The sequence below is a fragment of the Thermococcus sp. SY098 genome, from assembly GCF_035621495.1.
In the GTDB taxonomy this organism is placed as follows: domain Archaea; phylum Methanobacteriota_B; class Thermococci; order Thermococcales; family Thermococcaceae; genus Thermococcus_B.
The window spans coordinates 436,070-446,629 of the sequence record NZ_CP141821.1 but is presented as its reverse complement, the minus strand read 5'-3'; the positions used below and the strand labels follow the sequence as shown (position 1 = coordinate 446,629).

At 44.5% G+C, this 10,560-nt stretch carries 12 protein-coding genes; 8 read left to right on the top strand and 4 right to left on the bottom strand.

What is annotated here, in order from left to right:
• From VFC49_RS02435 to VFC49_RS02400, 8 genes are all read left to right on the top strand, one after another.
• A complete protein-coding gene (locus VFC49_RS02435) occupies positions 1–930 on the top strand; it encodes a respiratory chain complex I subunit 1 family protein (RefSeq protein WP_324736034.1) in 930 nt (309 codons plus the stop codon).
• Positions 931–940: 10 nt separating this feature from the next.
• The gene (locus tag VFC49_RS02430; RefSeq protein WP_013467131.1) at positions 941–1,513 is read left to right on the top strand and encodes a NuoB/complex I 20 kDa subunit family protein; all 573 of its coding nucleotides are present in this window, start codon (positions 941–943) and stop codon (positions 1,511–1,513) included.
• Complete coding sequence (locus VFC49_RS02425; protein WP_324736592.1) at positions 1,510–2,031, top strand: NADH-quinone oxidoreductase subunit C; 522 nt, start codon at positions 1,510–1,512, stop codon at positions 2,029–2,031. Before VFC49_RS02430 ends, VFC49_RS02425 begins: the two co-directional genes overlap by 4 nt.
• 10 nt (positions 2,032–2,041) lie before the next feature.
• Positions 2,042–3,217 (top strand): NADH-quinone oxidoreductase subunit D, encoded by a 1,176-nt coding sequence (locus VFC49_RS02420; protein WP_324736033.1) that lies wholly within the window; start codon positions 2,042–2,044, stop codon positions 3,215–3,217.
• 6 nt (positions 3,218–3,223) lie between these two features.
• Positions 3,224–3,862, top strand: a complete 639-nt coding sequence (gene nuoI / locus VFC49_RS02415; protein ID WP_324736032.1) for an NADH-quinone oxidoreductase subunit NuoI — start codon at positions 3,224–3,226, stop codon at positions 3,860–3,862.
• A 518-nt stretch (positions 3,863–4,380) separates the two neighbouring features.
• Positions 4,381–5,022: a DUF257 family protein gene (locus VFC49_RS02410; RefSeq protein WP_324736031.1), complete on the top strand. Its 642-nt coding sequence runs from the start codon at positions 4,381–4,383 to the stop codon at positions 5,020–5,022.
• A 100-nt stretch (positions 5,023–5,122) separates the two neighbouring features.
• On the top strand, positions 5,123–5,938 hold the full coding sequence (locus tag VFC49_RS02405) for a hypothetical protein (protein ID WP_324736591.1): 816 nt from the start codon (positions 5,123–5,125) through the stop codon (positions 5,936–5,938).
• A 67-nt stretch (positions 5,939–6,005) separates the two neighbouring features.
• Positions 6,006–6,557, top strand: coding sequence for a hypothetical protein (locus VFC49_RS02400; RefSeq protein WP_324736030.1), 552 nt, complete (start codon positions 6,006–6,008; stop codon positions 6,555–6,557).
• A gap of 64 nt (positions 6,558–6,621) precedes the next feature.
• Here the strand turns inward: VFC49_RS02400 and VFC49_RS02395 are convergent, their stop codons facing one another.
• Genes VFC49_RS02395 through VFC49_RS02380 form a run of 4 tightly spaced genes read right to left on the bottom strand, consistent with a single transcriptional unit; the run spans position 6,622 to position 10,549 of the window.
• Positions 6,622–7,719, bottom strand: coding sequence for a Xaa-Pro peptidase family protein (locus VFC49_RS02395; RefSeq protein ID WP_324736029.1), 1,098 nt, complete (start codon positions 7,717–7,719; stop codon positions 6,622–6,624).
• The gene (locus tag VFC49_RS02390) at positions 7,720–8,031 is read right to left on the bottom strand and encodes a cupin domain-containing protein (protein WP_324736028.1); all 312 of its coding nucleotides are present in this window, start codon (positions 8,029–8,031) and stop codon (positions 7,720–7,722) included. It lies immediately after the preceding gene.
• Between the two features lie 2 nt (positions 8,032–8,033).
• Positions 8,034–9,371 carry a DUF438 domain-containing protein gene (locus VFC49_RS02385; protein ID WP_324736027.1) on the bottom strand — a complete coding sequence of 446 codons (1,338 nt, stop codon included), beginning with the start codon at positions 9,369–9,371 and terminating at the stop codon, positions 8,034–8,036.
• Positions 9,368–10,549, bottom strand: coding sequence for an FprA family A-type flavoprotein (locus VFC49_RS02380; protein WP_324736026.1), 1,182 nt, complete (start codon positions 10,547–10,549; stop codon positions 9,368–9,370). The genes VFC49_RS02385 and VFC49_RS02380 overlap by 4 nt, the downstream gene beginning before the upstream one ends.
• Positions 10,550–10,560 lie beyond the last annotated feature (11 nt).

The window sequence follows — 10,560 nt, the reverse complement described above, 5'->3', positions numbered from 1 at the left end:
ATGCTCGAAACAGTCTTGAAGGCATTTTTGATCCTGCTTTATGCAACTTTTGTGGGTTTCATGTTCATGGGAATAATTAGGATTGTCACTGCAAGAATTCACAGAAGAGTTGGACCGCCAATTTATCAGCCAATACTCGATACAATAAAGCTCCTTTCGAAGAAGAGCAACATAACACACGGACTCATCTACGACTTTGGAATCATCTATGCATTAGGGGCAACAATACTCGCCCTGATGTTCATACCCCTTGGAAGCATAAGCATCCTCAGGGCATATGGGGACTTAATCCTCATCACATTCCTCCTTGAAATCCCAATGCTTGGCATAATGTTTGCCGCCATGAGCTCCGGTAACCCTTGGGCTGGCCTGGGTGCCCAGAGAGCTTTACTCACACTGCTGGCTATTCAAGTACCATTGGGTTTTGCAATAGTAGCCTTGGCAGAATTCTACGGAACATTCAGCACTTACCAGATAGTGATGGCTCAGCAGAGCATGGGATGGAGCATAACCCATCTGCCCCTGCTCTTGGCAGCGATAGCCTATGACATCGTTCTGCAGGCAATGTTTGGTAAGGAGCCATTTGACATCATGATTGCTCCGGGTGAAATCTCATTGGGTCCAATGGTTGAATTTGGTGGCAAGCACATGGGGATCCTTCAGATACAGCATGCTATAGCACTCTTCGCTGAAACATTGTTCTTCTCAAATATATTCCTTGGAGGTGCAGTCATCACGGCATTTGCAAGCCCAATCCTCAACACCATAGCGAGCTTAGCAGTGCTTTTGATTAAGCAAATTGCAGTGCTGATGATTGCCATATTCATTGGGGCAATATTCCCAAGATTTACAATCGACCAAGCTGCAAGATTCTACTGGAAGTGGCCAACCATAATAGCGGCAGCTGGTGCCGTATTAGCAGCTCTGTGAGGTGATGAAGATGGTAGACTGGCGTTTATTTGAACCTCTCTTTGAATTCGCGAGAAAGAGAAGTTTGTGGATTGTGGCATTCTGTACAGGATGCGGTGGAATAGAGATGCCGCCTTTAATGACATCAAGATATGACCTCGAAAGATTCGGTATGATGCCAAATCCAGCCCCAAGAATGGCAGATCTGTTCCTTATTACTGGATATGTGACTCCAAAGACGCTGAAGAGAATAATAATTACCTATGAAATGCAGCCTGATCCGAAATACGTGATGGCTCACGGTTCATGTCCGTTGAATGGAGGTATCTACTGGGATGCATACAATGCAATCAAGCATCTTGATAAGTACATTCCAGTGGATGTTTACATAGCCGGTTGCATGCCAAGGCCAGAGGCAGTAATGGATGGGATCAAAAAGATCATGGAGATGATAGAGAACGGAACTGCAGATGGATGGAAAAGATACAAGGAGAACTATGAATACTACAAAAAGAACCAGGATGAGCTGTTTGGGGAAGGGTGGCGTGAGAAAGAGGCGAGAAAATGGATACCATGGCTGATGGACAAGAGGAGGGAGGAATGACCATGAAGGAGCAGGAAATTGTTGAGAGGATACTTAAAAAAGCTCCATATGCCGAAGGAAAAGTCAGAAGGGAGAGGAGGATTGAATTTAAAGTTCCAGCAGATAGGATAAGAAATTTTTTGACCCTAATGAAAGAGAGTGGGTTTGAACTCATGCTCCAGATAACACCGGTCGATTGGATCAAAGAGGGAGAGATTGAGATTATATACCAGATATGGAGTGTTACCCACAGAATTCATGCAATGGTCAGAACAAGGATTCCAAGGGATCTTGAGAAGGCAAGAATGCCAACCGTCAAGGACATTTATCCAGCCGCTGAAACGTATGAGAGAGATGCACATGAATTCTTTGGGGTCTACTTTGAGGGAAATGAAAAGATGGAAATGCCTTGGATACTTGACGATACTGAACGCGGAACCTATCCACTTAGAAAAGACTTTGACATGCTGAGCTATGTCAAAAAGAAGTACAAAATCCTTGACAGGTTTGATGAAAACAAAGACAATTATGTGATTTGAGGTGGGAGGAATGGTTTCACAAAGTGAATTGATTAAAGAAGCGAGAGAAAACGGTATGGATCTGTTGCCTCTGGATAAAGATACTTATGAGTTATTCTTTGGTCCCCAGCACATGGCAACCGAAAACTTCAGCATAATCCTAAAAATGGATGGTCACAGAGTTGTTAAGGCAATAGCAAATCCTGGCTTTTTGCATAGAGGCTTTGAAAAGCTTGCCGAGCTCAGACCATGGTACACAAACATTGCCTTACTCTTGAGAATCTGTGTTCCTGAACCAGATGTCCCAGAGATGATATATTCCATGGCAGTTGAGGAAATAATGGGATGGGAAGTTCCCGAAAGGGCACAGTGGATAAGAACAGTTGTACTGGAAATGGCAAGGGTCTCTGCTTATCTCTTCTGGACAATGGGAATGGCGTTTAAACTTGGTGTCTACACTGCGGGTCAATGGGCTGCAGCATACAGAGAGAGGTTTATGGCACTCTTCGAAGAGTTAACTGGAGCGAGAGTCTATCACATTTACACAATTCCTGGAGGAGTTAGGAGAGATATCCCGGGAGATAAGTGGCTCCGCCAGCTGAAGGATACTGTTGAATACGTAAAGAGCAAGTTGCCTGATTTTGACCATTTAATATTCGAGAACTACATAACATTTAGAAGAATGGAAGGAATCGGCGTTATGGATAAAAAATTTGCATTAGAAGAAGGTGTAACCGGGCCAAACCTGAGAGCCACTGGAGTGCCGTATGATGTAAGAAGAGCCGATCCATACCTCCTTTATCCAGAACTTGACTTTGAAGTCCCTGTCTTGAAAGAAGGAGATGCTTTAGCAAGGGCTTTGATCAGGAGATACGAGCTTGAACAGGATCTCTACATTCTTGAGCAGCTCCTTGAAATGGGACCACCGAGCGGACCATATAAGATCCAGGATCCAAGGCTGAAGAATCTACCGAGGTTCAAAGTTCCAGCAGGAGATGCTTTTGCCCATGTTGAGTCTACAAAAGGAGACTTTGGCGCATATGTGGTTAGTAATGGGGGTAACAAACCATACAGAGTGCAGATAAGGGGGCCGAGCATTGCCCATGGTATCAGGGTTCTGGAGCAGCTATTGATTGGAGCGAGGATAGCAGATGTCCCAGTCATATTGGTTAGCCTTGATAACTGTCCACCCGACATCGACAGGTGATGAAAAATGGAGGAGATCGATTTTAAGGTTGCACCCGAGAGCAAAATCAAGAAAAAACCCTCATATATTAAACCTTGGCTTGGGTTAAAGTATCTCTTCAAAAAGCCCGTGACAATCAAAATACCCTATGAGAAAACTCAAATCGCTGAAAAATACAGAGGATTCCATTCACTTGACTGGAAAAAGTGCATTGGCTGTAACTTCTGCGGGCAGATATGTCCGGCGAGAGCAATTGAGATGACATGGATTGAAGTTGATGGAAAGGCTGAAAAGAGACCACATCCGAAGATTGACTACGGTAGATGTACATTCTGCCAGTTCTGTGTGGATGTGTGTCCAACAGGAGCACTTGGTTTCGTCTCAAATTACATGCTTACAACGGAATGGAGAGAAGAGGAACTGTTGCTTTATGACTGGGTTCCTATTCATCCAGACAAAATCAAAGAAATCAACGAAAAGTATCCTGACTATAGATTTCCAGTTTCAAAAATTGAATTTAACAAGGAGACCAAAGAGGTAACATACTACCTCAGAGATGGCGAGGTATTCAGATTTAAGATTCTTGGCTATGGAGTTAAACCACCAGCGACTGTTAAGCCAAAACCTGCTTCAAAAACTGAAGAAGCAAAGAAAAAGCAGGGTTGATTACCTTTTTCTCTTTTCTTAGGCTTTTCTTACATGAGAAAAATCCTTTTTATTCTGAAAAACTCTGAGATGCCAATTGTCCATTTTGTCAAGAATGAACCCTATAAACACAGATGAGTTCTCTCAGTTTGGTCATGGAGGCTCAGGTCTGTGAGTACTGTGCGGGAAGCATCTTAACGAAATAAAAGCCCTTTTGGAAGGTAGGGGCTATTAAGTTGAAGTTATTTCGTGCATTGGTCTCTGTGCCAAGTACGGCTGCGGGAGGATTAATGTTAGGATAGGAGAAAAAGAGGTATCTGTCAAAGGCTTGAATGAATTCATAAAGGCTTTGGAGGAGGCCAAAATAGCCAAGGAGTAATGCTTTTTGTAATGGCTTTAATTTCGGGCTCTTTTGAAAGTAACATTTTGTTGTTAAAAATTCTATAAAATGCTATTAAAATTTTTGATATAAAGCGCAAAAAATAAATATTCTGTCCATTATAATTCATTGTGAGTTGAATCATGTTGAGGTGTGGTATATGAGGTGGATGCTTGGAAGGATTTGGGATAGTCTCAAGTTTGGGGAAACTGTTTTGCTGGAGCATTCTGCAACAACCCCCACTGCTCTGGGGTTGTGCCATCTGATAAAGTGGGCTAAAGGAAAGGGGTATGACGTATTGGTAGATGATATTCTGGACACTCTTTATCTGTACAAGATGCAGATGAAGCTATCTGGATGCGGGGATGAGCTTTTAGATGACGTTAAAGTCATTAAAGAGGGCGGCAGGTTGGAGGTTGGAAAAGTCATCGAAAGGCTCCCAATAAAGGAGCCGGTAATTCAGGAGCGGGAATACAGGAGGGTCTTTGATCCTCTGTTGGGGGGGGGGGCGAGAGTAATTAATCCTGTTGTGGGCGTTGAGAAGTTGCTTCTTTTAGTTAGCTCTAGGAGGGAAGTTCTGACAATTTTGAATAATATTCTCTCTTTTGTTGGAGATGAACGGAGGATAGCTTTTTACTTTATAAACATTGACGTGCTGGAGGGCGTAACTCCAAGGGTTTTGCCGTTGTTAGAGGAGATTGCAACGACCGTTGTTAGAATAACGAAAGACGGAAGGAGTTACAAATTTACAGTTGCAAAGTCCATAAACAACGAAATTGATGGTGTGGAAATAAAAATGTAGACGCATTTATTCCTGCGAGGCAAGCCAGACTTTTGGCTGTTCCTTTTCCATTTTCACAATATTAATAAAATCCGCCACTAATTTTAACATGGTGATGTACATGCAAAGAGCTCTGGTTACGCTAACCTCACCTGAGAGCAAGCGCTTAATTGCCAAAGCGGTCGTAGCCCTGGATGAAGTTCAGCATGCCTTGAAACACGGCTTTGTTTACATTGCAACAGGAACAACTGCTGCTTACATTGCGGAAGAGATTTTGGGAAAGAAAATCGAGAAGGAGAAGTGGACTGTTGGGGTTATAAGCAAAGGGAGAACATGTGTGACTCCAAAGGAGACATGGCCCAAGCACCTTGTCCTCTACAAAGGGAAACCGTTTGAAGGTGATCCAGTGGAGGCGTTGAAAGAGATGGGTCCAGAGGATGTTTTCATTAAAGGGGCAAACGCAATTGATCCGAACTGGAACGTTGCAGTTTTCGCAGCAGCTCCAGATGGAGGAACAATAGGTAGGACATTTGGATGGACAATAACAAAAGGCGTCTTAACGATTACCCCAATAAGCCTTGAGAAATTTGTTCCAACTCCCGTTGAATACAGTGCGAAGATAACCGGAATAAAATCATTTGACTGGGGAACTGGGCTTTACTCTGCACTGGTGCCAATTCCCCATGCAGTTCCAATAACTGAGGTTGAGGCATATGACATCTTAGCTAACGTTGATGCAATTCCGATAGCTGCTGGAGGAGCGGGAGGAGCAGAAGGGAGCGTAACTTTGGTTTTGGAAGGTGACGATGAGGACATGAAGAAAGCCAGGGAAATCACGAAGCAGATAAAGGGAGAGCCCTACCTTAAGCCGTACACTGAGAACTGTGAGAACTGCCCATTTGCAAAAATCTGTGGAATCGGAAGCGGGTCTTTTTAGTTTCTTTTCAAATTTATTGATGTGCCTCAAGGTAACAACCTGGTGAGGATCATGCAAAAAAAACAAGATGATAGTGGTACTCTTTATTACGCTCATAATTCTGCCGCTGGTCGCTGCAGACGATGATTATGAGAACGAGGAAGCTCAATTTGGGGGACTGGCGGAAGCGGGATTTGCTTTGATAACCGCTGGAATAGTCCTCTATTCTGTGGTCAAGAGAACACCTTTCATAGAATACAAAAAGGGGCGTTTTTTCATTGCTATGAGTCCGGAAATGCCCTTTTTAAGGCTCCGTGCCCCGCTTTCCCTGCTCGACATACATCACCTCTTAGTGGTCTTGGGCTCGCTCATGACCATACCCCATTTCATATCGTGCCAGGACTACAGCACACCTGCCGGCTTAACCGGCCTTTTACTCGGTTTCATACTGCTCATTGAAAACATAAGTGGTTTCTATGGGCGTTATCTTCATGCAAAGGTCGAAAAGCTGAGGAGAGAGATCAGCAGTCCTTACCTGAAAGAAGCGTTAAAAAAATTCAGAAGGTGGAGGGAGTTCCACATCGCTTGGACTCTGGTCATGTACATTATTCTTGTGCTCCATGTTATCTTTGTGGATTGATCTTTCAAAGTATCCCATCTATCTATTTCATTCTTCCTGAAAATTGCTTTTTAAACAATAAAAACTAAAGAAACACGGGAGCATCAAAAGGAGTAACGTTTTCAACCTTTTTGCCGAGTATCACTGTGTCCTCCTTCTTTACTGCACCTTCCGGAACCATGAGCGGTGCGTGCACCATCGCCAGTGCCATTCCTTCCCGGGCTTTCATTGCCCTGTGCGGAACCACTATCGTGGTTATCGGATCTTCCTCAATCAACAGCCCCACCCCGTGAGTGTATCCGGTTATGTAGTAATCCTGGAGTCCCTTTTCCTTGTAAACCGCGGCTATGTCTCTTTCCACGTGGGCAAAAGTGACTCCCGGCAGGGTCTTTTCCAAAGCGATTTTATGAACTTCCTCCATCGCTTCAATAACATTCTTCGCTCTCTCATCTGGCTCTCCGATGAAAAAGCTCCTCGTCATGTTTGCATAATAATGGTTGTAGTCGGCACCGATTACCACGGTTACAAACCTGCCTCTCTCAACTTTAACGTCTCTGAAAGGCTCGGCATGTGCTCTCGGCGTTGCGGAGACATAGACCTTCGGGTCTTCGCTCCCGTTGAGCATCAGCTCACGGTAAATCTCAGCAGCTATCTCAAGCTCGCTCTTCCCGGGCTTTATCTCCTCTATCGCCACTTTCATTCCTTTAACCGCAATCTTTCCCGCTTTCCTTATGTTATCAAGCTCCCAATCGTCCTTTATCATCCTCAGCTGCATTGAAAGATCCCTGATGTCTTCGATCTGCACTCCCGGGTTAAGCTTTTTGAAAAGCTCATAGAACAGAATGTAGGCATCCCTCTCAATGGAGAACTCCATGCCGATGGTGCTGTAGCCGTTCTTTGCAATCCACATCGTCACCATTGCCATCAGATCTTCCGTCTTTTGGAACTCCTCAACGTTTGCAATCCAGCTCTTCTGCATGAAGAGCTCCTTCTCACCTTTGGCAACAATAACCACCGGCTCTCCTTCGGCCGGAATGAGGAGGCTCGGACGGAGCCATTTGGTGCCTGTGAAGTAAATAAAGGTGGAGAGTGTCCTTATAACAGCTCCATCTATCTCATTTTCCTTTAAGAGCCTTTGAAACTTCTCAACCCTTCTTTTAAATATCTCTGCTTTTTCTCTCATTTATCCCACCTTAATAACAAGAAACTTCATCTCCAGACTTCCCGTGTTCTCAACGCTGTGGGAGATCTCCTTTGGAAGGTAAACGAGGGTTGCCTTTCTAATCTCCTCTTTCTCCTCCCCTACTTCAACCACCCCTTTGCCCTTTATGACGTACAGGAAGGCATCCACAGGGATAGCGTGCTTTTTAAGTCCTTCCCCTGGCTTCAGCGTTATGTGAAGTATCTGGACATTTTCCATACCAATCAGCTTTTTAACATCAACCCCATGAGGGTTGTCAATTCGCTCAGCCTCTTCCGCTTTTACAACAATCACATTTAGTCCCTCCAGTCTAAAAGCCTTTTCTCTCCTTCAAGTTTTCTGATTTCAGTCACATCCTGAACAACTTCAAGTGTTCCCAAGTATTCTCCATTTTCATTTCTGACCGCAAAATAGCGGATATGTATAAATCTTCCCCCCATCTGAATCCAGAACTCTGCGACGTCTTTTTTGCCCTCCTTAAAAGCCTTGAGAATCTTGTTAACTATATGGACACTTTTCGGTGGATGGCAGAGCTGTACAGGTCTTCCGATAACTGAGGGCGTTCTTGTGAATATTCTGTCCCCGCCTGAGAAAAACCTCACCCTATCATCTTTGTCTATGAAAGTTATATCAACTGGAAGATGCTTGAAAATCGCGTTTATTTCTTTTGGTGAGAGATATCCAGTGTCTAACTCTAAGTCACCTTCCCTCTTTACTTTAGTTCTGTCTCCTTCAAGCTTCTGTCCCCTCAGTGCCATCTGGACTTCCTTTGGTAAGCTCAAAATCTGTTCAGCTGTTAAGGTTGGGTCAATCTCATAAGGATGAAGAGGCTTTGCTCTTGGCTTCCACTCATCTCCGGGCTTAACTTTGTAATACCCCATTGTCTCTTCCTGCTGCTTAATGGCAACCCACTCCCCCTCGGAGAGCAGGGCTTTCAATGTTGGATATAGTATGTTGTTTTCCCTGAACACTATGTCAACTAACGCTCTTGAAAGTTCTGAGGCTTTTTCTTTCACTTTACTTACAAATTGCTCCCACTCCATTTTGTTTTCTCTGTTTAATATTTCAATTAGCTGCTTTATCATCGCTCTTATCTCATCATGTTTTGTCCATAGAACCGTTGGAACTGCTGTAATTCCTCTCCTCTCAAGGTATGGAAAGATGAGCATCTCTTCCCTGTTGTAGTGGGTAAAACCAACAGCTCTGAGCTGGTTGGCTATTCCTTTGAGAACACCGAGAATTTCCTGTCTCATCTTCTCATCCTTCGTGTTTGCGAGAGTGGATGCATAGAGGTTCAGCATTTCCGCATCTTTCATTATCTCCCTGTTCTCCTCATAGAGCGTATGGAGAGGATGTCCAGGGGGAATATCCTTTATTTCTTCCTTTTCAGCACCAGCGACTGCTTCTCTGAAGAGCTCAACATGGATGTCGCACATCTTAGCTATGTCCCTCGCAGAGATACCCTCTTTAACGAGCTCCTGCTCAATAAGGGGTATTTCCAGCGGGGAGATGCTCCTTAAGAGTTCCTTAAACTCCTCCTTGAGCTTTTCAACATCTTCACCGCTGTGGATTTTCTTCAAAAGTTCTTTCATTTTTTCTTTCTTATATTCGCGGTTTTTTAGGAGTTCGGTCATTCAGCATCACCTCTAACCTTTTCTTGAATAAGAAGCGCAAGCCTGCGGAGCTTTTCATAATCTTCCTTCTTCGGCCTCGCATGAACCTCGAGGCTCCCGAGGAGCTCTATATTCGAGCCTTTCAGCACTTCAAGGAGGGAATCTTTACTTCGCCCGTGCCACCCATAGGAGCCTATTATCACCACATATTTTGCGGGCGGTCTGAGTGCCTTTACGAGGTATGCGGCATAGATAGCAAGGGGGTGTGCACCCCCAAGGACTGTAGGAGCTGCTAAAACTATGATCCTTGAGTCCACAAGGTCTTTGGCGATTTCCCCTATGTCCGCGTTCACGAGGTTGTGGACCTTAACATCTATTCCCTCAGCGGTCAGAAGAGCCGCGAGCTCCCTTACCATTATCTCGTTTGCCCCCCACATGCTGACATAAGCTATGATAACCTTTTCCTTAGTCTCTCCACTGCTCCACTTTTTATACACCTCGATTATTCTCGCAGGATTCCTGTATATCGGGCCGTGGCTCGGAGCGATTATATCAATCTCAAGCCCCTCGATCTTTTTGAGTGCTTTCTTCGCCATGGCCGAGAAGGGCATCATTATCTCCCCGAAGTACCTCTGGGCGTGCGTTAGAAGGTCGGGCACGTCATCGTCGTAAAAGCCCCCAGCAAGGTGGGCTCCAAAGAAGTCGCATGAAAAGAGTATCTTATCTTCCACCAGATATGTAAACATTGTCTCCGGCCAGTGGAGCCAAGGTGCCTCTATGAACCTGAGGGTCTTTCCACCAAGGGGAACGGTGTCGTCATCCTTTACCACCATAATCCTCTCATCGGGGACATCATAGTATGCTTTAGCCATGTCCGCGCCTTTTTCGGTTGCAATGAGGATGACCTTTTCGTTCCTCTCCAGCAGGTATGGAATTGCACCCGAATGGTCGGGCTCGGCGTGATTCATCACTATGTAATCAATATCGGCCACATCTACGATTTCGTTTATTTTTTCTTCAAGCTCCCTCTCAAAACCAGGATTTACGGTATCTATGAGGGCGGTTTTTTCTCTCCCGACAACCAGATAGGCATTATAGGAAGTTCCTTCTGGAAGGGGAATTAGAGAATCAAAAATCCTCCTGTTCCAGTCTTTAACTCCAACCCAGTAAACATCTTCAACAATTTTTACAGCTTTCATAATTACACACC